Consider the following 22589-nt stretch of genomic DNA (forward strand, 5'->3'; position numbering starts at 1 on the left):
ATATGATGAAAAGAATTAGTACGAATATTCAGCACACGGACAGCAATTTTTCGATGAGGAATCAGGAGTCGAGGCTTCATAATCTAAATAATCAGATTCAGTCCCAACGAAGGATAAACCAGCTTAGAGATGACCCCGTTTCTGCAGGACACTCGGTAAGATATAAATCCTACCTTGCCCGCCTCGAAAGGTTTGAAAAGAACACAAAAACCTTGAGAGATCAATATATGTCGGCCGAAACCTATATGAATAATTCGCTCCAAGTTGTTCAGCGTTTAAGAGAGCTTTCAGTACAGGGAGCAAACGGAACCTATACGCCGGACGACTTAAAAGATATGGCAGCCGAGGCCGATGAACTTTTAAAAGAACTTGTTCAAAACGGAAATGCCGTAAACTCGGACGGTGTCAGAGTTTTTTCGGGAACAAAAAGTTTTACCGAGCCCTTTGAAACCGTAATGGGAGATGTGGACGGAGCAGGTTCCGCCCTTATAACTCAGGTAAGATACAACGGCACAGTCGATTCAAAGGAAGTTGAAACCGATGAGCTTTCTTTTATGAGGGCAGATCAGGCCGGTAACAGGGTATTTTGGGCCGAGCGGCAAATTCTTATCTCAGAAACCGATGCCCGAAACTTTGTCATAAAAGAAGACACAAGCATCGAGGTTGACGGGGTTGAGATTCCCTTAATTGCAGGCGACAATGTTTATGCAATTATGTCAAAGATAAACGATTCTGGAGCCGCAGTAAAAGCAAGTCTTGACCCGATAACAAGCGGCTTAAACCTTACAACTACCGATGCCCGCCAGCTTTGGCTGAGAGATGCGGAAGGAAGCGCCGTTTTATCCGAATTGGGCTTGATAAAGGCCGAACAACGGCCTCCCTACAATTTGGCAAATTCGGTACGCGTTTCGGGAGGCTCTCTTTTTGATGCAGCCATTGCCGTCCGCGATGCCTTCCTTTCGGGAGATCAAGAAGCCTTGGGCGGAAAGGTTTTGGGAAGCCTCGATGAGGGCATACATAATCTTACTACAAGAATGGCCGAAACAGGTTCCAAGTATTCAAGAGCCGAAGTTATCTTGGCACGAATTGATACGCAAACATTAAATGTAACGGCAGCAGAATCACGCGAAGCCGACTTGGATATTACAAAGGCGATAACCGACCTAAAGATGTTTGAACATACGCATCAAGCTTCTTTAAGCGTATTGGGAAGACTTTACAGGGATTCGCTTTTAAACTACTTAAGATAAAATAGGATGGAATTTACGATGGAAATTAAGACAAAAGCTATGGGGCTTGTTGAGATTCAAGATGAACAGATAATAGAATTGGTTGACGGATTTTACGGATTTGAAGAATTTCATAAATACGCCTTATTGGATTCGGGAAAGGAGCCCTTCTTTTGGGTTCAATCCCTTGACGATGAAAATTTAGCCTTCATCGTTATCGATCCCTTTTTGTTCAGACCCGATTATGAGCTGGATATAGATGATGAACTCTTAAAGCCTATTGAGGCAGAATCTCCTAAAGACCTATTGGTTTTTGCCCTTGTTACCATTCCGCCTGCAGGAAGCCCGATTACCGCAAATTTGCAGGGACCTCTTATCATAAACAAAAAGAATAAGAAGGCTTTTCAGGCTGTCTTAAATGACGGAAAATGGAATACCAAACACGACATTCTTGCAGAGCTGAATGCTGCGGGGAGGAACTGATGCTCATACTGTCCCGTAAAACAAACCAAAAAATACTTATCGGAGATGATATAGAGATTACCATAATCGACATTCGGGGAGATCAGGTAAAAATAGGTGTAGATGCACCGCCTTCGGTCAAGGTTTTCCGTGAAGAAATCTACCAAGAAATTCAAAACGAAAACAGGGCAGCCTTAGTCCGCGATACCGAGCTTAACCTACCTGAACTGCATATTAAAAAGAAATAGGTATAACATTAGAATACTCTGCTATGAAAACAAAAAAAACTCTTATATACTTCGTATTAGTTGTTTCCTTAACTTTATTCGCCGCAAGCTGTTCAAAAATTAATAATTTTTTTAAACAAGATAAAAAAGACTTGCCTGACCGGACAACGGCAGAGGCAGGGCCGCGTGTTATTGCAGGCACTATGTCCATAGTCGAAATTTTAGATGACCTCGGCTATAAAAATGTTGCAGGCGTGCCTTCAAGCCGTCACGCTATGCCTGAGCTTTATGCAAAAACCGAAAAAATCGGAATGCCATTGCAGCCGGATATCGAAACGGTAAAACGGCTGAATGCGGATATCTATTTGGCTTCCCTAGGCTCAAAACCCACATTGGATAAGATATTTCAAAACCAAAACATAAAAACGGAATATGTCGATTTAAATTCCTATGAGGCATGTTTAAATACTATCAGACATCTGGGAGAAATGACTTCAAAACAAAAAGAGGCGGAACATGTTATTCAAACAATTGAAGCAAAAACCCTTGAAGTACGCCGCGCCATTTACGGCAAAAAAAGTCCCAAGGTCTTGATGCTTTTAGGTTCTCCAAAAAAATTGATGATGGGAACAAAAAACTGTTACACAGGAAGCTTGATGGAAGTTTTAAAAATTCACAATATAGCAAACGATATAGGAAACTTCGACAAATCATACGTTCCCATAAATATAGAAGAAATCGTAAAACATCAGCCCGATGTCATCATACGCCTTACCCACACAAATTCCGAAGACACTGCCGAGAGCCTCAGGGCCGAGTTCGCAAAAAATGAAATTTGGCAGAAGGTAAGGGCCGTAAAAGAAGATAAAATCTACGACCTTGACAGTAATTTATACACCGTTTCACGGAATATTAAAATAATGCAGGCTGTCGATAATTTAAAAGAAATAATCTACGGAGAAACCGAAGACTAAATTCTAAAGGGTAAAAAAATGCTGGAAGAACGCCGAAGAAAAATACTCATCTTTCTCTTTATTTCTTGCATTCTTCTGGCCTTATCCGTTCTGGCTGCAATCTATTTCGGAAGCACAAAAATCCCCCTCAGTGAGATTATAAAAATCATATTCTATCATGGAAATTCCGATTTTGCCATAATTATTTGGGACATAAGAATTCCCAGAATTATTTTAGCTTTGATAGTCGGAGCAAACCTTGCAGCTTCAGGTGCCCTTCTCCAAGCGGTTATTCAAAACCCATTGGCAGACCCCGGAATAATAGGCATTTCAAGCGGAGCAAAGCTTGGCCTCTTACTGGCCCTCTTGATTTTTCCGCAATTTGTTACGGCAGCCCCCCTCTTCGCATTTATAGGGGCAATGGGTGCGGCAGTCTTGGTTTACCTTTTTGCTTGGAAGGGCGGAGTAAAAACCGTCCGCCTTATTTTGGCAGGTGTTGCAGTAAACGCTTTTTTTGCAGGAGTAAGCTATCTTATCACAATCTTAAACAACGACAAGATTCAAAACATCATGCTTTGGCTAAGCGGAAACCTTTCGGGACGCAGCATGTACGATGTTAAGCTTATCTTGCCCTACTCCCTCATAGGCCTTGCAGCCGCCCTTGCAGCTATCCGTCCGAGCAATCTCCTCTTATTCGGAGACGAAAAGGCAGGAAGTTTAGGCTTAAACATTACAAGGAGCCGAATTCTAATTTCGCTCACAGCCTCCTTTTTGGCAGCTATTTCCACCTCCCTCGTCGGAGTCATAAGTTTTGTAGGCCTTGTAATTCCCCACATCGTAAGGCTTATCACCGGCCCCAACTATAAATATCTTTTACCCCTTTCAATATTAAACGGAGGGATATTTTTACTGATAGCCGACACCTTTGCACGCACAATAGCAGCCCCCATAGAATTACCCGTCGGCACCCTGATGGCCTTGGTCGGCGGCCCTTTTTTCGTTTATCTTTTAAGGAGGAAATAAATGGGATTAAAAGAAGCACGCGATCATTTAAGCTTATTTTCACTGGAAGACAGGATTATAGAATTCGACACCTCAAGTGCAACCGTAGAACTTGCAGCAGAGGCGGTAGGCTGTAAACCCGAATTCATCGTAAAAACCCTAGCCTTTATGGTAAAAGAAGATCCTATACTCATCCTTCTTGCAGGCTCGGCCCGCATAGACAATGCAAAATTCAGAAAGACCTTTCATTGCAAAACAAAAATGATGAATGAAGAACAGCTTTTCAATTTTATCGGCCATCCTGCAGGCGGAGTCTGCCCCTTCGGTTTAAAGACTCAAGTTCCTGTTTATATAGACGAATCCATAAGGCCCTTGGATTGGGTCTATCCTGCAGCGGGAACCGAAAATACGGCCGTCCGCATGAATGTTCAAGAACTTGAAAAAGCATCAAAAGCCGTAGCATGGGTAAGCGTGAGCAAATAAGTTTTTTTCTTGCAAAAACAAAACAAAAAACATTTCACTTGACGAGTTATAACTAAACCTATATACTGAAAAAGCATTTCAATTAATTAGGAGGATTTGCATGAAAAAATTTTACAAAATTTTTATGACAGCTGTTGTTTTTTTGTTTATGACATCGATAATTTTCGTAAGCTGCTCTAAAAAGGTGGAAATTGAAGAACTGACAAAAGAAGAAAGAGAAGCCGGATGGCGTTATTTTAAAGCCATCGGATTTAAGCTGCACCGTCCCGCATTCTTTGACACCTACGTCGAGAATGTTAATGCAGACAGCAGTGTCGGCGAAGAAGACAAAAAAACCGATGAGGTCGTATACAAAGTTTATTTGTATGAATTTGCTTCCGATGAGTTAAATGAAAAATATGATGCAATTGTAAGCGACAAAGAGTTAAGCCGAAACCAAAAAATTGAAAAGATAAACAACGAAGTGAATCCCTATCTTAAACCTATTTATAAACTCGTTGTTTTGCGCACCCCTCTAATAGGTAAAAAAACACTTGCCGAGCTGACGGGGCTTCCCAACAACGAAGTCATCAGAAAAACAAAAGAATTCACACAAGTTTTAGCTATCGCCGATTTTAATGCCGAAGGCTTAAGCGAAAAGGCTGCTGAAATTTATAAAGATATGATTTCTCAAGTCCGCCCCATCATTCCGACAATTCAGTGTACCGACCCTATTTCTGCTGAAGCGGCAATGATAAAAAATGTAAAAGGCTTAAACTTTAACACTGTTGACCTTGAAGGCAACAAAATAACAAGTGATATCCTCGCAAAATACGATGTTACAATGATAAATATCTGGGCAACATGGTGTCCTCCATGCAGAGCCGAGTTACCTGAAATCGCAAAACTATATGAAGCCTTTAAGGACAAGGGTTGTAACATAATCGGTATTACCGGTGATGTAAGCCCTGATGAACAAGATGCTCTTCCAACAGCCAAAGAATTAATTTCCAAAGCCGGATGCAAGTACACTGTGGTTCAATACAATGACACATTAAAGCCTATATTGGATAATCTTGCGGCTTGGCCTACAACTATATTTGTAGACAAAAAAGGAAATATTATAGTGTCTTCCGTTAATGATATCATCATTGGAAGCCGCGATCTTGCAGAATTTACCGAAGCCATGGAAAAAGCTTTAAAAGCTGTAGGAAAATAAATGAAAAAGAAAATAGCGGCAATACTTGTTATTATTTTAGCATTAAGCTTTACCCTTATAGGAATATACCGCGGAGAAGTTGCTGTAGTTCTCAAAAAGGCTGTAAATATATGTATGGAGTGTATAGGAATTGGCTAAACAAAACAAACAAAAAACACTGAATAAAAAACGCCATGCAATTCAAGCATTAGGAATGTTGGCAATAGACGGAAACCTTATAGGCTTTTTAAAGGGGCAAATTTATAAGGGCCCTATGAAAAAAGTCTGTATGCCTGTTTTAAACTGTTATTCATGCCCGGGAGCTTTATTCGGATGCCCTATCGGCTCGATACAGGCAACCATTGGGAGCAGCAAATTTAACTTTGCTTTTTATGTAGTAGGTCTATTGTCGCTATTCGCAATAGCCGCAGGAAGACTCTTTTGCGGCTATATTTGCCCTTTCGGACTTTTCCAAGACCTGTTGGATAAGATTCCCTTAAAAAAAATTAAGGTTCCGCAAAGAGTAAACAAGGTTTTAAAATATCTAAAATACTTTATCCTTGTATTTTTTGTATTTGTTCTCCCCTTTGCCTTGCAGGACAAATACGGAATGAGCGACCCTTACTTTTGTAAATATATCTGCCCGTCAGGCATCCTATTCGGAGCAATTCCGCTTATCTCGATGAACAAAGCTCTCACGGCTTCCTTAGGAGCCTTATTCGGCCTAAAATTTACGGTTTTAGCAATCATCACAATGCTTTCAATGATTTTTTACAGGCCCTTTTGCCGCTATTTATGTCCCCTCGGAGCCTTTTTAGGAATGTTCAATCCTATAAGCCTCTACCGTTTAAAAATAAACGGCAAGTGTATAAAATGCCGAAAATGCGAAAGAACCTGTAAGCTGGATATCCCGACATATAAGACCCCAAACAGCCCTGAATGTATAAGATGCGGAGAATGCATCAAGGCTTGTCCCGTAAAAGCTATCGAGCACAGCTTTCTTTTTACGGAAAAAAATACAAATATGAAGTTAAACATAAAAAAAGAATAATAAATTTTCTCAAAACCCTTGATTATTCTGTAAGTACTAGGTATATTGACTGGGAAATTTAGAATTATTTTAAACTATAGGAGTTTACAAATGAAGAAGTTACATTTTTATGTACTAACCGCAATCTTTGCGGGTATTTTATTTGCTTCATGCACAAAAACCGAAGCACATGGAGATAAAGAGGCAGAAAAGCCTTTAACCGCAAAAGAACTTGCAGCAACAGCAGCAGAATCAAACATTTTAAAAGCTAGCAAAAACCGCCTTACATTTTCAACAAAGGATCTTGACGGGAATACGGTTACCAGCGACATTTTTGAAAACTACGATGTTACATTGGTAAATATTTGGGGAACATTTTGCGGTCCATGCAAAACCGAATTACCTCATTTGGAAGCCGCTTACAAAGCTTATGCCGATAAAAAAGTAAACGTTATTGGTATTACGGCCGACCTCCCTCAAGACGATGCAGAAACTCTGGCCTTGGCCAAAGAAATATGGAAGGATGCAGGATGTACCTTTAAGGCACTTGTAACCGTTGACAGCTTTCTGCCCATGTATGAGCAGCTTGCAGGTTTTCCTACAAGCTTTATGGTAGATAAAAAAGGACAACTTATTCCCGGAACCCTTCACCTTGGAAGTTTAAGTAAGGAAGGTTTTGAAAAACTTTTTGATAAAGCCCTAAAAGCTGTCAACTAAAAATAAATTATGCCTTTAACGGTCGCCGGGGCAGGACCCGGAAATATAGAACTTTTAACCCAAGAAGCTATACGTGCAATCAAAGATGCGGATATAGTTGCAGGCTTTGAGCGTATAGCTTCCGATGTCAGGCCGATAAGAAATGACGTAAAAACTCTAAAGGGAATTTCAGAAATTCTTGATCTTCCTATAGAAACAAAAAAAGTTTTAGTTCTTGCCTCAGGCGACCCCTGTTTTTTCGGAATTACCGAGTTTATCAAAAATAAAAATATAAAAATAGAAAAAGTAATAACCGGCATATCTTCAATGCAATATTTTATGGCAAAAATTCAAAAACAGTGGCAAGCCCTGCCCTTCTATTCCTTTCACGGAAGAGAGGTGGATTTTACGGAAATGCACAGCAAAGAAAGCTTTTTTATTCTTACCGATAAGACAAACAATCCCGGCACAATTTCGGCAAGGCTAAAAGAAGAAGGCTTTAAAGGAAGGCTTTTTGTAGGCTATAATCTTTCATATCCGGATGAATCGATTGAAGAATATACCATAGGAGATAAAATTATAGTAAAATCTTTTTTAAATACGGTATTGGTTCAAAATGAAAAATATTAAAGATTCGGAATTTATCAGAGGCGAGGTGCCGATGACCAAATTCAACATACGAAGCCTGTCTATCGCTCATCTTCAAATAGAAAAAGGAGATAAGTTTTTGGATATCGGCGGAGGCACGGGTTCCGTTTCGGTTGAGGCGGCCTTGCAGGGAGCAGAAGTTTCAACAGTTGAATTCGATAAAACGGCTTACGCACTCATAAAAGAAAACTCAGAAAAATTTGGAGTTAAAATAAATCTTATTTTAGGGAAAGCACCCGAAGCTCTTTTTTCCAGCGAATATAAGGACTTACAGTTCGATAAGTGTTTTATAGGCGGAAGCGGCGGCGAGTTAAAAAATATTTTTGATTATCTGGAAAGCCATTTAAAAAAAGGCGGGATAATTTGCGCTAATTTTATTCTTATAAAAAATTTAAACGAATTTTTAGAACTCCTCCCAAAATACGGATATACCGAAATTGAGGCCGATCTTATTCAAACCGCATCAATGGGAAGGGCCGGTCTTTTTAAGGGAGAAAATCCCATCTACATTGTAAGGGCTTATAAAAGCTAAACTTTCAAAAACCAAATCGGAATTAAAAAATTCTCTCGCGTAAAAACACACAAAAGCTCGCAATAAAAAAAACTATCGGCGCATTTTCAAAAATTATGGAAAGCAAAGGAAGACTTCCGATAGTAAAAAATTTGGTATTTATAAAACCGAAATATGTAAGCGTATCGGTTAAAATCGAAATATACATTAAAAACATACCAAGCACAAAAAGAATCATAGAAAGCCTCTTGGTTTTGCTCCATACTATAATTGCGAAAAAAACGGCAACCGCTCCTAAAAACAATTTTGTAAATAATAAAATAGGATAACCTTCCGATAAAAATTTCATCAAATCATTCATTATTTAATCCTTACGTTTTGTGTTTGAGTTTTAAGAAAATTCTCAAGCTCGGTGTATACCCTTATTTTCGGCAATATCGAAGGAATAGTAAAATAAGGAGACAAAAGAATATGAGAGTCTAGGGCATTCTTAAAAAAGTCCTCATATTTTTCTTTATTCAATTTTGGGAAAAGATAAGGACCTTCCATATTCCAAAAATGGGAGCATAACTCCGCAACCCTTTTATAAGATTTTATGTTTTTTGCAAGCTGCTGTTTTTTCTTTTTTCCTCGGGCCGAATTTATCAATTCTTCATCCGAAAGCCTATTCTCGTGTTCCCGCAGGTTAATGAGTCCTATCAAGTCAAAAAAAGCCTTAGCTAAAACTTCTTTTTCGGCCGCAGAAACTGCACACGATAAAATAGGAAGAACATCTTTAGAAACCGCAATTTTTATTGAAGTGCAAAACGGGGGATTTACAAAAAAGACTTTTTTTTTCTTTAAATTTCCAGATGAGGGCAAAAAAGGCTTCCAAACATTTTCCATAATACAAGAGTTAAGACAGGTTTTATTATCTTCTATTTCCAAAAACGAAAGTGCCTTGGTCCATTCCGAAAGAAGGTAAAAATGAGGATGTTCCGGAAAAAGGGAATTTAAGGCTTTTTTAAGCCTGTAATCGCCTGAAGAAGGCAGGAAGGCATTTAAGCCCCTATCTATACTTTGTTTAAAAACCAATGGAGCCTGATTTTCTCTTCTACCCAAAATCGACATTCCTCCATCGAGGTACATATCCAAAAGTCTTACATTTTTTTCGGTATAAAGATAAAAGCCCCGTGCTCTTTTTACATTCCCGTATCGGTTTCTTATTTCATCATAAAAATTCATCATGTTCATTTTCGCAAAAAAAAGCCCTTTATACAAGAGCCTATGGAAGAAAAAAAATCATTACTATTTTCCCTATAAAAAATGACTTTCGGCACTTTTATTTTAGGCAAAATCGATTAAAATTGAGGCATATCAATCAAAAAAACTTTTTGGAGGTGTTTTATGAAAATATTGGAAGTTAAGGATGTATCAAAAAAATACGGAAAAAAACAGGTACTTTCCGGCGTTTCTTTTGATATTGAAGAAGGCGATATCTTCGGTTTAATCGGACCTAACGGAGCCGGAAAATCCACCCTGATAAATATAATAACCGGAATATTGGATCCGCTAAACGGTGAGGTGCTTATAGGCGGGCACAGTATCAAAAAAAAGCCGATAGAAGCAAAGAAACTCATAGGCCTCGTACCTCAAGAACTAGCCTTATCGGAGGATATATCGGCAATCGACAACCTCAATTTTTTTGCAAGCCTATACGGCCTTTCAGGAAAAAAATTAAAAGAAGCTGTAAATGAGGCCTTGGAAGTGGTCGGCTTAACCGAAAAGAAAAAAGAAAAAGTGAAAAAATTTTCAGGCGGTATGAAAAGAAGGCTCAACCTTGCTGCAGCCATTATGCACAAGCCCCGTCTTTTAATTTTAGATGAGCCCACGGTAGGCATTGACCCTCAGTCAAGGAACAATATCTTTGAATATCTGCGCAAGGTAAATTCGCAAGATAAAACTACAATTCTTTATACATCCCACTATATGGAAGAGGTCGAAGAACTTTGCAAAAATATCTTTGTAATCGATGAAGGAAGAGAGATCGCCTACGGCTCCCTTAATTCCGTAAAGGAAAAGGCCAACGGAACAGTAACCATCGAAATAAAGGCAGACAACATAAATGAAGACCTAATAGAAAAAATCAGCCTTTTAGATGGGGCCTTAAATGTAGGAAAAGAAGGAAATACCTTGAATATCCTTTATGAACGAAGCAAGGTCAATCTTGATGAGCTTATTAAAATTTTGCAAACATCCGGAGCCGTAATCAAGGCCATACAAATAAATGAGCTGAATTTAGGCGAGGTATTTTTACAGCTTACAGGAAAAAAATTACGTGAGTAGGAGAATTATAAATGAAAGCATTTTTAAAAATTACGCTTATAGCGATAAAAGATAACTTTATTACCTTTATTTTAGTCTACCTCTGTCTTCCGATTTTTTTTGTAGGCTATAACGGTTTTTTACAAAAAGATAGATTTAAAGCTGAAACTAATGAAAAGACCATTTCCGTTTTTTTAGATGATGAAGATAAGACTTTCTTATCGGAACAACTAATCAGTACTTTAAATTCAAGCTCTTTAAAAGATTTTATACAAATTGAAGATGAAACAAATGCCAAATATAAAATCAAAATTCCTAAAGGTTACCAAACCGCAGTTGAAGAAAACAAAGAGTTTGATATTTTAATTATCGGTAAAGAGAAGTCTTCTGCATCAATTACTTTTTTATCGAATATAATTAAAAACATAAGCAGTTCCATTAACGGGAATTATAAAATGGCTAAGGCGATTACAGCTTCCGGACAATCTAAAGAGCTTATGGATAAGTATCTTAATATTCAAAAAGAAGCGGCTAAACCTATAGGAAAAACTTTTATGCATCCCGCCCTGCATAGTATGTCAAGTTATGAAGTCTATGCAATATCCATAAGCATCTTTTTATTTTTTATGTTTGTTATGGAAATCCTTAATCCCACATATAAGAAAAAAGCTGCCGGTCTTACCCTGCGTATTAACTCGATGCCTAAAAAGGCTGCTTATATCTTTAATGCCCAAATAATAAGTCTGGCCTTAAAAGTATTTGTTGCTATAACAATTTATCTTTTAATCTTTAGATTGTTAAGAATTTCTTTTATGGGTAACCCCATTCTTCTTCTTATATACGCTGCAAGTTTTTCCCTTGTAACCGGATGTATTGCATGTTCATTAGTAAGTATTAACAAACAAGAACTTGTATACACAATAGTTATAATCATATTTTTTGTATTTGGAGTTTTGGGAACAGTTCTCTTTTCAATTCCAAATGAAAACAAAATTGCAAAACTATTTTTAAAATGTAACGTTTCACAAATTATAACAAACCCTCTTAGGAATATTGTTGTAGAAAATTCTTTTGGAGGAATGATAGGCAGTTTGCTCATAATGCTCACCTTTGGTGCAGTATTTTATACTCTGGGTTTACTGATGGCAAGTTTTAAAAAAACAAAAATTTAAGGAGTATGATATGAAGGAATTCGTAGGTTTATGTTTAGCACAGCTAAAAAGAATATCAAAAAATATAACAAATGCCAGTATGTTGATTATTTTCCCTTTTGCGATGATAATTCTTATTTTTGTAATAAGATTTGTTCTTGATCCGAAAGATACCGATGATTCGGAAGCTAAAAAGACCGATTATACCGTTCAAATGGGTGAGGTAAACTATTTTGTCGATGATACGGGAGATTTATGGAAAAACTTTTTTGCCGGTTCCGAATCTACAGTTCATCCTGAAAATAGAGAAGAGGAATTAGCAAAGGTTAAGGAAAAACTTGCAACCGGAAAAATACCCGGTCTTATAATTATACCCAAAGATTTTTCCGAAAAAATTTCAAAAAATGAAAAACCGGAACTTGAAATTTTAAAAACGGAAGAAAGCATTATTCTTGACAATAGAGTCCAAGCACTCAATTTAAGTATAAATGCTTATCTCATGGATAATTTTATTAAAAGTTCGGGTCTAGCCGAAAATGGAGAAAACCTTTTAAACAACAATATAAATATTGTATTTAAAACACCGAACAATAAAAATATTATAAGTTTAGGCTTAAAGATAATGACCTTAGTTGTACTGTATATGATTATTTTCGGCTCAACAGCGATTGTAACCGACTTAATAAAATTTAGGGAAACAAAGATGTTGGCACGTGCAATAATAAGCCCAAACTCCGAATTTAAAATGGTGGGAAGCTTTTTATTAGCCTTTGTCTTTATTCAAGTGGTAGTAAATATGATAGTCTTTATTTCTGCAACAATAATATTTAAATTAGAAATTACGGGACTTCCATTGATATTCTTAGCCGTGGTTTCAACAAGTTTTTTTGCTCTATCCATAGCTATTTTAATAGCGAGAATTTTTAAAAAAGAATCTCAACTGGCTCTTGCTTCGAATATAACAAGCCTTCTTACAATAGTTTTATTTTTCCTTGCTATTATTTCTGTAATGCCCTTTGTTTCAATCCCGCCTGTGTTTAAAAATATTTCAATGTTTTCACCCCTATATTGGCTGTTGGAAATGCTGGATAAAGAAAAACTTTTTCCAAACATATTGATAGTCTGGGCGATGACTGCCGCTATTTTTACAGCCGGAAGCTGGAAAATAAAAGAGTTTAACAACGAAATAAATTAAAATCAATTTAAAGGAGGCAGCTTCTGCCTCCTTTTTTTGGGTTAAAACCTTGCAAAAACTTAATTATTATAATATAATCGGCTTTATGAAAAATAAGTTTTTTATTTTTATCCATTATTTTTTAATAGCATCAAGTCTCATCCAAATAAGTGTAACCGGAGATAGGATTACAGGAATTCAGTTTTTATTATATCTTTGTTTTATTATATTATTTAATCTTAGGCTCTTTTATATAGATAGAAAAACTTTTCTTTTTTTTGCTCTTTGTTTAACCGATTGGGCTCTTTGTTTTTTTCTACATATTACGGGTCTTACAATTCCCTTCCTCTTATTTTTAATTCCCTTGATAGACGGTTTTTATTATAATTCAAAGCCGTATACCTACATATTGGGAATAATAGGACTTGCAGTCTGTATATTTTCACTAAAAAATTTTGATATGGGAATAATCATAAACTATACGGCTCTTTTTATTTTAAGCGGAGGAGTTTTAGAATATTTTAAGCTAAATCAAAATAAAATTATTTCTTCCCAAAACAAAATAGAAGAATTAAATATTCAAAGAGACGAGCTTTTAAATTCCATTCATGATTTGGAAATCTACAATGAGTCGATAGAAGACCTTATGACCTTAAAAGAAAGAAACCGCATCTCCAGAGAAATACATGACAGCGTAGGGCACGGACTTTCTACAATGATTATTCAGCTAAATGTACTCTATGCTGCTGCAAAGAACAACAACAATGATTTACCTCAAAAAATTTTAGATTTAAACGCCTTTGCTAAAAAAAATTTAGAAGAAGTAAGGTTTGCCTTGAGAGAATTAAAACCGGTAGATTATAATAAATATGAAATAATAATCCTAGTCCACAATCTGATAGGGGAATTTAAAAAAATGACAAATATCAATGTACAGTTTACTTTTTCCAAAGATATTTGGAGTTTAAACGAAAAACAAAGCCATGCAGTATATAAGGCTGTTCAGGAATTTCTATCCAATTCTGCAAAGTACAGCAATGCTTCAAAAATTACGATTCACTTTTCTTATACCGAAGCATCTTTAATAGTTACTATGAAGGACAATGGAGACGGCTGTACCGACATCAAAAAAGGAATAGGCTTAAAAGCTATCGAAGAAAGAGTAAAAGAGACGGACGGAACGGTTTATTATGAAAGTCTCCCTGCCGTAAAAGGCTTTTTTATGCGTTTGGCATTTTTTAAAAATAAGGCTCTTTAAAATCTCTTACTCAGTTTCTTTACCCTCTTACCATTTTCCTTTTTTTTGATATAATTATCTTATGATAACACTTATAACAGGCGGATCGAGGAGCGGAAAATCGGCCTATGCCGAAAAACTTTTAGACGGAATAGATGATGTTGTCTATATAGCGACTGCCAAAATCTATGATGAAGAAATGCAGGAAAGAGTAAAAAAACATATTAAAAGACGCAACCCAAAGTGGCGTACCTATGAAGGCTTTTTAAACTTAGAAAAAGCCGTCAACGGACAAAAACACTATTTACTTGACTGCATAACAAATTTAATTTCTCGAATTCTTTTTCAAATAACAGGAGAAAAAGAAAAGCCCAGCGAAGAGGACATTCAAAAAACAATAGAAACTTCATTAACTCAAATTAAGAATCTTATTTTAGAAATAAAAAAAATAAACGGCTCTTTAATTCTTGTAACCAATGAAGTAGGTTCTTCTATTGTACCTATGCATCCCGTATCAAGAGCTTTTTCTGATATTCAAGGAATAGTAAATGCAAAAATCGCCGAACTTGCAGATGAGGTTGTTCTCTGCGTTTGCGGCCTACCCATAAAAATAAAAGACGGAGCATCAATATGAAAGGTTTTATTTTAGCCTTGCAGTTTTTTACCCGCATCCCCATCAACATAAACATAGACTTTAACGAAAAAAACATTAAAAGAGCTTTTTATTTTTTACCTCTTATAGGAGGACTTATTGCATGTATTGTTCTTCTTCCAATCTATTTTATCCCGCAAAAATATATTGCAATGTCGAGATTTATAAGTTTGCTCCTCTATTTATTTTTAACAGGCAGCATTCACCTTGACGGAGTCGGAGACACTATAGACGGTTTTTTTTCTGCAAGAAAAAAAGAAAAAATATTGGAAATTATGCAGGATCCGAGAATAGGAACATACGGAACAATAGGGCTTAATGTCTTTTTGCTTCTTAGGTACATAAACTATTCTACCATAATGCCTGATGCAGGCCTGCTCATATTAGCCGGAATAATTTCGAGGCTTTCAGGTTTGGCAGTTGTAGTTTTTTCAAAACCTGCAAAGGATACGGGCCTTGGCCTGCTCTTCCATAAGTCGGCATCAAAGTTTAGTTTTTTCTTTTGGCTGGTCCTCGTATGTTTCCTTTCCCTTTTTACGCCTGAGATAGCCGTTTTTTCAAAAATGCAAGGAACTTTTATTTTAACAGAACGATTAAAATATTTACTTCTTCCCTTAACCGCATTTATTCTAACATTTATAGTAATAAGAATTTCATATAAAAAAATAGGCGGCACCACAGGAGATGTAAACGGCCTCATTGTCGAATTAACGGAACTGGCAGTTTTAAGCACAAGTTTTTTTATAAACGTCCATTTATAAAAATCCAAGGATAAAATATGAAAATAGTTTTAATAAGACACGGAATCACTGTAACAAACAAAAAAAAAGTTTTTAGTTTTGATGACAGCCCCTTGGCAGAAGAAGCCTATCCCATGCTTGACGCTTTAAAACCAAAACTAAAGGATTTTTCTTCTTTTAAAGTTTATTCAAGCCCCTTCAAAAGAGCCTTACAAACAGCCGAGTACTTAGGCTTAAAAAACATTCAAACCGATAAGAGACTCCAAGAATATAACTTCGGTATTTTTAAGGGCTTAACATTTGAAGAAGCTCAAACAAAATATCCTATTGAAGCAAAAAGCTGGATTGAAAACAATGACAGCTCAGCCCCGCCTGAAGGCGAAACCTCCTTTGAGCATTTTAAGAGAACTTCCGACTTTTTAGAAGAAGCAGCCTTAAAAGGCGAAAACATAATCATCGTAACTCACTACGGCACAATAACTATGGCTCTCGCATGGGCCTTGGATAATTTTTCTTTAAGAAATAAATTTGCTCCTAAAAATTCTACAATCAGCATCTTAGAAGTTTTTTTATCGGATAACAAAGATAAAATCACTTATAAAGGTATTGAAGTTTTTAATGGGGTTTAAAATCTCATCTGATTGAAAATTTTATAAAATAATGATAGAATGAATTTTAAGGTTAGTTTATAAAGGCTATCAGGAGTAGATATGAATATAGCAATCATTTATGGCGGAAAGTCAAGCGAGCATGAGGTTTCCCTACAGTCGGCATCATCGATTATAAGGACAATAGATAAAAAACACAAACTTCACCTAATAGGTATTTCTAAAAACGGAGCATGGTATTTACATGGAGATGAAGAAAGAGAAAGGATTATAAAAAATGAAAAGGCCGTTTTAAAAATAAAAAAAGATGAGGCAAAGCGAGTAACCGTAATTCCCGGAGGCGGCGCAAAAAAAGGTTTAAAAGCAGGAGACGAGTTTTTACCGACTGATGCGGTCTTTGCCGTTTTACACGGAAGATTCGGAGAAGACGGCACAATTCAAGGTCTTTTTGAAATGGCCGACCTACCCTATGTAGGGGGCGATGTAATGTCCACAAGCATCTCGATGGATAAGGAAAAAACCAAGATGATTTGGGATTATTCGGGCCTTCCCATTGTACCCTATATAGCAATCAAAAGGCAGGACTGGGATGATCCTGAAAAGAAAAAAGCAATCTTAGCAAGGGCCGAAAAGGACTTGGAATATCCTCTCTTTATAAAACCGTGCAGGGCCGGAAGCTCGGTAGGCGCCGGAATGGTAAAAAACAGAAACGAACTTTTAGAGCAGGCAGAAGAATCTTTTTTATGGGATAATAAAATTTTAGTCGAAGCATGTATTGAGGCCAGAGAAGTAGAATGTTCGGTTACGGGAAACACAAAAACTGTTGCCTACATTCCGGGAGAAATAATTCCCACCCATAAATTTTATGACTACGAAGCAAAATACACGGATCCAAACGGAGCCGAATTAAAGATTCCGGCCGATTTAAATGAAACTCAAAGAAAGACAATCAGAGAAACCGCTATCAAGGCCTATGAAGCATTGGATCTATCAGGCCTTTCTCGCGTGGATTTTTTTATCGACAAAAGAACCGGCAAGATATACTTAAACGAGGTAAACACTATTCCGGGCTTTACATCGATTTCAATGTTTCCCAAAATGTGCGGAGCTTCAGGTCTTCCATATAACGAGCTTATAATGCACTTAATAGAGCTTGCAATAGATAGATTTAAGACAGACAGAAAACTCAAAACCTGCCGTCAATCTTAAATAGCATGATGATAAAAAAGAAAAAAGAAATATTTTTTTTAAACATAATTTTTATTTTTCTACTCATTCTATTTATTTTTATGCCGGTAATTTTACCTAAAAATTATTTTATAGCTCTAGGCTTTAACATAAGTTTTTATATAATCTTTCAGATAATAAGTTTTGCCTTATATTCTTTTTACTATAAAGAGGATGAGGCAAATATAAAAAGTCTTATATCCGGTGTAAAAGAAAATTTTATTGAAGCTTTAATTATATCTGTAATAAAATTATCATTTTTATCGGCACTGATTTTTTTATTAAGATACTTTTTAAAACTAAAAACCATTACGGGATATTTTTTTTCAGTATTCATTATTTTTATTTTTTTTATTTTTGAGCTTTCTCTTTTTTGGTATCCTGCAATAATCGGTCTTCAAAAAAAGAAGAGAGGAATAATCTGCAACGTAAAAAAATCCTTTTATCTTTTTTTTGAAAATTCTTTTTTTACATATAAAATTTTATTTTTCAGTGCCCTAAAATTACTTGTTTCATTCCCTGCCCTATTTATATTTCCGGGAATTACGGGAATTATATTTTATATAGCAGAAAATTATAAACTGATAAATTATAAACTGATAAAGGAGCAAAACCTATGAAAAGAAGTTCAGGTATTATTTTACATCCCACCTCGTTACCTAATGATGAAGGCATAGGGACAATCGGTAAGGAAGCTTTTGATTTTATAGATTGGTTAAAAAAAACAAGAACAAGAGTTTGGCAAATGCTTCCGATAGGACCCACAGGTTACGGCGACTCACCCTATGCATCTTTTTCGGCCTTTGCAGGAAATCCTTATCTTATAAGTCTTCAAGATCTTTGTGAAAAAGGCTTTTTAGAAGAAAAAGATTTTGCCGAATACAAAAAAATCGTACAAGAAAATACTGATCCTAAAAGAACGGATTTTGGTTTAATCCATTACCATAAAACAAAAATGCTAAAAAAAGCGGCAGCATTTTTATTGCACAAAACGGAAACAGACTCATCTTTAAAAGAAGAACTTGAACATTTCTACCAAGGAGAAAGTTTTTGGCTGGACGGGTATGCAGCCTTTATGACAATTAAAGAAGAATATGAAGAAAGAGCAAATAAAGAAAATTTAGCGCAAGGAATCTGGAATGCGGCTTGGCCCAAGGAACTTGCCTTAAATAAAGAAAGTAAGATAAAAGAATTTTTAAACAAACACTCCGAAGAATATAAAGCCCAAAAGATTATACAGTTTTTCTTTTTTTCTCAATGGAAAAAATTAAAAGAATACGCCAAAAAAAACGGCATACAACTTATAGGGGATATTCCGATATTTGCGGCAATGGATTCAGCCGATGTTTGGCAAAACCAAAGTTTATTTTTACTGGACGAAGAAGCTAAGCCTAAAGCTGTCGCCGGTGTGCCTCCCGATTTTTTTAGTCCTACGGGGCAGCTTTGGGGCAACCCTCTTTATGACTGGGCTAAGATGAAAAAAGACGGCTACCTTTGGTGGAAGGCCCGAATAAGACATACTCTAAAACTATTCGACATAATACGCCTCGACCATTTTAGAGGCTTTGAAGCCTTTTGGGCTATCCCCCAAGATGCAAAAACGGCTCAAGAAGGAAAATGGGTGAAAGGACCTGACCATCATTTTTTCGAAGAAATACAAAAGGATCTGATTTCATTGGATGAAAAATATAGGATAGAACTTCCCATACTAACTGAAGACTTGGGAGTTATAACCCCTGAAGTTGCCCGCCTACGAGATGATTTTAATTTCCCGACGATGAAGATATTGCAATTTGCCTTTGACTTAAACGAATTAAAATCGGAAAATATGACTAATCCTTATCTGCCTCATAACCACAAAAAAAACTGTGCCGTATATACCGGTTCCCACGATAACGACACAATCATGGGTTGGCTTGAAGGTTCTTCCGATGAGATGCTGAAATTTATTTATACCTATCTTTATGGAAAAAAAGAAGATAAAAGGATTTGCTCCATTTTAAACACTTATGAATTTAAAAAAGAATTGGCCTCCGAAATAATCCGAAAAGCGTTTTCTTCCGTGGCGGATTTTGCAGCCGTGCAGATGCAGGACCTTTTGTTCTTAAATTCTGAAGCAAGAATGAATGCACCTTCAACAGTCGGAAGAAACTGGCAATGGAGGGTAACCGGTTCTTATGAAAACTGCGAGATGACCGAAAAATTGAAACTTTGGAATATCTTGTACAATAGGGTTTAAAAAATTACCCCCTGTACAATAGTTTAAATTTTTTGTATATTAGTCATTGTGAACGAAAAAAATTTAGGAGCTTACATGAATTTTATAAATGAAACAAACGAAGAGAAAAAAAATAAAACAAATGATGACGATGCTTTGATGCAAAAATTTCTTAATACACGCCAAATTATTTTGGCCGGAGAAATCAACAAGGAGCTTTCCGAAAAAATAGTACGCCAGCTTTTACTCATGGAATCCTTGTCGGCAACAAAGCCTATTTATATTTATATAGATTCTCCCGGGGGAGATGCCGATGCCGGTTTTGCAATCTTCGATATGATAAGATTTATCAAGGCACCCGTCTACACAATAGGTATGGGCCTTGTTGCCAGCGCAGCCTCAATCATTCTTCTTGCAGCAAGCAAGGAACGCCGTTTCGGTATGCCTAACAGCCACTACCTTATCCATCAGCCATTATCCGGCATAAAGGGAGTCGCAACCGAAATAGAAATACACGCCAAAGAACTTGAGAAGATGAGGGTAAAAATAAATAAGCTCATTGCAGAAGAAACAGGCACTGATGAAAAAAAGGTTGCAAAGGATACGGACAGGGATTGCTGGCTAAATGCAGAAGAATCCGTAGAATACGGTCTTATTTCAAAAATAGCTAAAAACCGAAAAGATATTCCCGAAAAATAAAAAAAGCATAAAGCCCAAACATAAAAATCTCGGATGCATACATCAGCTGTATGCATCTTTTTATATCTTCATCTTCAATTTCAAAAATATCATCCCCTATAAAGGGTTTTTCGACAAGCACTCCGCCGTAATAGTTCGGGCCGCCAAGCTTTAAACCTAAAAGACCGGAAGCAGCGCTTTCAGGATGAGCGGAATTGGGACTTGAATGTTTTCTGCAATCCCTCCGCCAAATTTTAAAACCTCTTTTTATTGCAGCTAGTTTCGTCATTATTTTGTTTGAAACTTTTTTTTGTGAACCGTTTTGTGAGGGCCTTCGCAGTTTACAAAAAAAAGAACCTGCAAGAATAAGCAAGGCCGAAAGACGGGCAGGAATATAGTTTACAATATCGTCAACCTTTGCCGGAAAAAATCCCAAGTCGGCATATTTTTCATTTTTATAGCCGAGCATAGAATCCATGGTATTTACAGCCTTATAAGCTATACCGCCAGCAGGGCCTAAAAGCATCATAAAGAACAATGGAGCTATAACCCCGTCGCTTGTATTCTCGGCTATGGTTTCAACACAAGCACGGCTCACTCCCTTTTCATCCAAAAGCCCGGTATCCCTGCCGACGATATTTGCAATCTGCTTTCTTCCTTCTTCAAGACTTATACGCAAGGCTTTAAAAACTTTTATAGATTCTTTTTGAAGGCAGCGGGCTGCAATGCAGGTATAGCTGATCCATACGGAAAAAATAAAGTATAAAACCTTGTAAGGATATAATAATTTTAAAAAGAAAAAAACAAGACAAAAGCTGAAACTAATATTGAAAACAACAATTAAAAAACCTGCAAACTTTAAGCCTCTCGGAGAATTAAAACAAAACCGTGCAAGGGCTTCTTCTTTTTTTATAAGGCTCCCGATAAATTTTACGGGATGAGGAAAAGAATAAGGATCCCCTAAAATAAAATCAAGAATGATTGCAGACAATAAAATAAAAAAATTAATGTGTGAAAAAATAAAATCGGAAAAACTTAAAAAATTAAAATTCATTTTGACGATAGATCTTAAGTCTAATATAGAACTAATCTAAAACAAAACCGTCCGGCCTTTTAAAGCCAAGACGGTTTTCGCTAAAAAACTTATTTTTCTTCAAGATATGAAGCTTGAACCCAACCTTTCTTTTGTTTGTTTTGTACATAGTACCATTCGGTTTGAGAGCTATCATCATTAATAATGATTACCTTTTTTGAAGCATGAAGAATGGTATCGGCTTTTACGGATGCCAATACTCTTGGCTCACCTTCCGAAGACGGAATACTCAAAAGATCTATATCTTCTTTTGCCGTAAATTTCTTTTCTACTTTTTCGGCTTCAAGTTTTTTTAAAAAAGCAGCCTCAGCATCCATCACTTGAGCAAGATTTTGTAAAATTGCTATATCATCACTATATCTCGAATCCATTTCAATAGCATTTTGAAACAGCTCGGCCCTGCTTGTTTCACTTTGAGTTTCCATTGCAATTTGTGCAAGAACCATTGCTGCCACATTTTCTTTTTGAAATTCGACAGTATCTCGTTTGGCATACTTTTCTTTTACGATCCACGAAGTTACCAGTTCAGGGCAATAAGCTGCAATCTTTACAAATTTTTGATTAGAGCTGTTTAAACTGTCTTTATAAACGGCAACAATAAAATACTGAGGTATGATTTCATCTGTAACTGCCGTTAAAGAATCCGATTTGTATAAAACCGTATCTGTAGCAGAAATAAATCCTGCAACCGTATTAGGCTCATAACAATAGTCTTGAATCCAATATTCCTTATCTTTTAAAGAAATATGGAAGAATTCCCGCTTTTGGCCGTCAGTTCTCTGAGCTTCCTTTTTCTCGCCAAGATAAATAGCAACATCGCCCAATGAAGCTTCTGCCGTCCATTTCATTTTACCGTCATTCGTTTCGGTATAAAGTCCTGCACGATGCACATAGATAACTCCGTCTTCATTTACCCCAGTCATTGATTCTTTAGGAGAATCTTTTTCCATTGAATCAATAGACTCAGGTTTTTCAGATTCGGATTTTGACGTTGCGTCTTCCTTTGTACAAGAAGCAAAGACAAATAACGAAACACACAAGAGTAAAACAAATTTTTTAACAAAATTTACTTTCATAAACAACTCCTTA

The 22589-nt window shown here is 36.5% G+C and carries 27 protein-coding genes; 23 read left to right on the plus strand and 4 right to left on the minus strand.

The annotated features are described in order from the left end of the window. Positions 1 to 2: 2 nt before the first annotated feature. The 12 genes from HGJ18_RS08195 to cbiT all read left to right on the plus strand — a co-directional run bounded on the left by HGJ18_RS08195 (position 3) and on the right by cbiT (position 8439). Positions 3 to 1250 (plus strand): flagellar hook-associated protein 3, encoded by a 1248-nt coding sequence (locus HGJ18_RS08195; RefSeq protein WP_253695662.1) that lies wholly within the window; start codon positions 3 to 5, stop codon positions 1248 to 1250. Positions 1251 to 1268: 18 nt separating this feature from the next. Further along, complete coding sequence (locus tag HGJ18_RS08200) at positions 1269 to 1712, plus strand: flagellar assembly protein FliW (RefSeq protein ID WP_253695663.1); 444 nt, start codon at positions 1269 to 1271, stop codon at positions 1710 to 1712. After that, a complete protein-coding gene (csrA, locus tag HGJ18_RS08205; protein WP_002667708.1) occupies positions 1712 to 1939 on the plus strand; it encodes a carbon storage regulator CsrA in 228 nt (75 codons plus the stop codon). The genes HGJ18_RS08200 and csrA overlap by 1 nt, the downstream gene beginning before the upstream one ends. A 23-nt stretch (positions 1940 to 1962) precedes the next feature. Further along, positions 1963 to 2892 carry an ABC transporter substrate-binding protein gene (locus HGJ18_RS08210; protein ID WP_253695665.1) on the plus strand — a complete coding sequence of 310 codons (930 nt, stop codon included), beginning with the start codon at positions 1963 to 1965 and terminating at the stop codon, positions 2890 to 2892. Positions 2893 to 2910: 18 nt separating this feature from the next. Beyond that, positions 2911 to 3894, plus strand: a complete 984-nt coding sequence (locus HGJ18_RS08215; RefSeq protein ID WP_253695667.1) for a FecCD family ABC transporter permease — start codon at positions 2911 to 2913, stop codon at positions 3892 to 3894. Next, positions 3895 to 4356: a YbaK/EbsC family protein gene (locus HGJ18_RS08220; RefSeq protein WP_253695669.1), complete on the plus strand. Its 462-nt coding sequence runs from the start codon at positions 3895 to 3897 to the stop codon at positions 4354 to 4356. It begins immediately after the preceding gene. 100 nt (positions 4357 to 4456) lie between these two features. Further along, a complete protein-coding gene (locus HGJ18_RS08225) occupies positions 4457 to 5554 on the plus strand; it encodes a TlpA disulfide reductase family protein (RefSeq protein WP_253695671.1) in 1098 nt (365 codons plus the stop codon). Next, positions 5555 to 5692 (plus strand): CD1871A family CXXC motif-containing protein, encoded by a 138-nt coding sequence (locus HGJ18_RS08230; protein ID WP_002674194.1) that lies wholly within the window; start codon positions 5555 to 5557, stop codon positions 5690 to 5692. Further along, complete coding sequence (locus HGJ18_RS08235) at positions 5685 to 6584, plus strand: 4Fe-4S binding protein (protein ID WP_253695673.1); 900 nt, start codon at positions 5685 to 5687, stop codon at positions 6582 to 6584. The genes HGJ18_RS08230 and HGJ18_RS08235 overlap by 8 nt, the downstream gene beginning before the upstream one ends. Before the next feature lie 90 nt (positions 6585 to 6674). Then, positions 6675 to 7280 (plus strand): TlpA disulfide reductase family protein, encoded by a 606-nt coding sequence (locus HGJ18_RS08240; RefSeq protein WP_253695675.1) that lies wholly within the window; start codon positions 6675 to 6677, stop codon positions 7278 to 7280. Positions 7281 to 7289: 9 nt separating this feature from the next. After that, positions 7290 to 7889: a precorrin-6y C5,15-methyltransferase (decarboxylating) subunit CbiE gene (gene cbiE, locus HGJ18_RS08245; protein WP_253695677.1), complete on the plus strand. Its 600-nt coding sequence runs from the start codon at positions 7290 to 7292 to the stop codon at positions 7887 to 7889. Beyond that, positions 7876 to 8439 (plus strand): precorrin-6Y C5,15-methyltransferase (decarboxylating) subunit CbiT, encoded by a 564-nt coding sequence (gene cbiT / locus HGJ18_RS08250; RefSeq protein WP_253695678.1) that lies wholly within the window; start codon positions 7876 to 7878, stop codon positions 8437 to 8439. Before cbiE ends, cbiT begins: the two co-directional genes overlap by 14 nt. Positions 8440 to 8461: 22 nt before the next feature. On the opposite strand, the gene HGJ18_RS08255 is transcribed toward cbiT, so the two are convergent. Together HGJ18_RS08255 and HGJ18_RS08260 are read right to left on the minus strand one after the other, a co-directional pair. Continuing rightward, complete coding sequence (locus tag HGJ18_RS08255; RefSeq protein ID WP_253695680.1) at positions 8462 to 8779, minus strand: hypothetical protein; 318 nt, start codon at positions 8777 to 8779, stop codon at positions 8462 to 8464. Beyond that, positions 8779 to 9651, minus strand: a complete 873-nt coding sequence (locus tag HGJ18_RS08260) for a hypothetical protein (protein ID WP_366792946.1) — start codon at positions 9649 to 9651, stop codon at positions 8779 to 8781. Before HGJ18_RS08260 ends, HGJ18_RS08255 begins: the two co-directional genes overlap by 1 nt. A gap of 153 nt (positions 9652 to 9804) precedes the next feature. Here HGJ18_RS08260 and HGJ18_RS08265 point away from each other — a divergent pair, with 153 nt between their 5' ends. From HGJ18_RS08265 to HGJ18_RS08315, 11 genes are all read left to right on the plus strand, one after another. Further along, positions 9805 to 10743, plus strand: coding sequence for an ABC transporter ATP-binding protein (locus tag HGJ18_RS08265; RefSeq protein WP_253695683.1), 939 nt, complete (start codon positions 9805 to 9807; stop codon positions 10741 to 10743). Positions 10744 to 10754: 11 nt separating this feature from the next. Then, positions 10755 to 11894 carry an ABC transporter permease gene (locus HGJ18_RS08270; RefSeq protein ID WP_253695685.1) on the plus strand — a complete coding sequence of 380 codons (1140 nt, stop codon included), beginning with the start codon at positions 10755 to 10757 and terminating at the stop codon, positions 11892 to 11894. A gap of 10 nt (positions 11895 to 11904) precedes the next feature. Continuing rightward, a complete protein-coding gene (locus HGJ18_RS08275) occupies positions 11905 to 13068 on the plus strand; it encodes an ABC transporter permease (protein WP_253695687.1) in 1164 nt (387 codons plus the stop codon). A gap of 85 nt (positions 13069 to 13153) precedes the next feature. Next, positions 13154 to 14305, plus strand: coding sequence for a sensor histidine kinase (locus tag HGJ18_RS08280; RefSeq protein ID WP_253695694.1), 1152 nt, complete (start codon positions 13154 to 13156; stop codon positions 14303 to 14305). A 61-nt stretch (positions 14306 to 14366) separates the two neighbouring features. Continuing rightward, complete coding sequence (gene cobU, locus HGJ18_RS08285; protein ID WP_253695696.1) at positions 14367 to 14918, plus strand: bifunctional adenosylcobinamide kinase/adenosylcobinamide-phosphate guanylyltransferase; 552 nt, start codon at positions 14367 to 14369, stop codon at positions 14916 to 14918. Beyond that, entirely contained in the window at positions 14915 to 15697 is a 783-nt protein-coding gene (gene cobS, locus HGJ18_RS08290; protein WP_253695698.1) for an adenosylcobinamide-GDP ribazoletransferase, read from the plus strand. Before cobU ends, cobS begins: the two co-directional genes overlap by 4 nt. Before the next feature lie 17 nt (positions 15698 to 15714). Next, positions 15715 to 16305, plus strand: a complete 591-nt coding sequence (locus HGJ18_RS08295; RefSeq protein WP_253695700.1) for a histidine phosphatase family protein — start codon at positions 15715 to 15717, stop codon at positions 16303 to 16305. Positions 16306 to 16386: 81 nt separating this feature from the next. Beyond that, positions 16387 to 17493, plus strand: coding sequence for a D-alanine--D-alanine ligase family protein (locus HGJ18_RS08300; protein ID WP_002674165.1), 1107 nt, complete (start codon positions 16387 to 16389; stop codon positions 17491 to 17493). Between the two features lie 5 nt (positions 17494 to 17498). Beyond that, entirely contained in the window at positions 17499 to 18131 is a 633-nt protein-coding gene (locus tag HGJ18_RS08305) for a hypothetical protein (RefSeq protein WP_366792950.1), read from the plus strand. After that, positions 18128 to 19750, plus strand: coding sequence for a 4-alpha-glucanotransferase (malQ, locus tag HGJ18_RS08310; protein ID WP_253695709.1), 1623 nt, complete (start codon positions 18128 to 18130; stop codon positions 19748 to 19750). The genes HGJ18_RS08305 and malQ overlap by 4 nt, the downstream gene beginning before the upstream one ends. Positions 19751 to 19825: 75 nt before the next feature. Continuing rightward, positions 19826 to 20428, plus strand: a complete 603-nt coding sequence (locus tag HGJ18_RS08315; RefSeq protein WP_002675859.1) for an ATP-dependent Clp protease proteolytic subunit — start codon at positions 19826 to 19828, stop codon at positions 20426 to 20428. On the opposite strand, the gene cbiB is transcribed toward HGJ18_RS08315, so the two are convergent. Next, entirely contained in the window at positions 20397 to 21461 is a 1065-nt protein-coding gene (gene cbiB, locus HGJ18_RS08320; protein ID WP_253695717.1) for an adenosylcobinamide-phosphate synthase CbiB, read from the minus strand. The genes HGJ18_RS08315 and cbiB overlap by 32 nt on opposite strands. A gap of 89 nt (positions 21462 to 21550) precedes the next feature. Then, positions 21551 to 22576 (minus strand): SH3 domain-containing protein, encoded by a 1026-nt coding sequence (locus tag HGJ18_RS08325; protein ID WP_253695718.1) that lies wholly within the window; start codon positions 22574 to 22576, stop codon positions 21551 to 21553. Positions 22577 to 22589: the final 13 nt, after the last annotated feature.

Source organism: Treponema denticola (assembly GCF_024181405.1).
In the GTDB taxonomy this organism is placed as follows: Bacteria; Spirochaetota; Spirochaetia; order Treponematales; family Treponemataceae; genus Treponema_B; species Treponema_B denticola_D.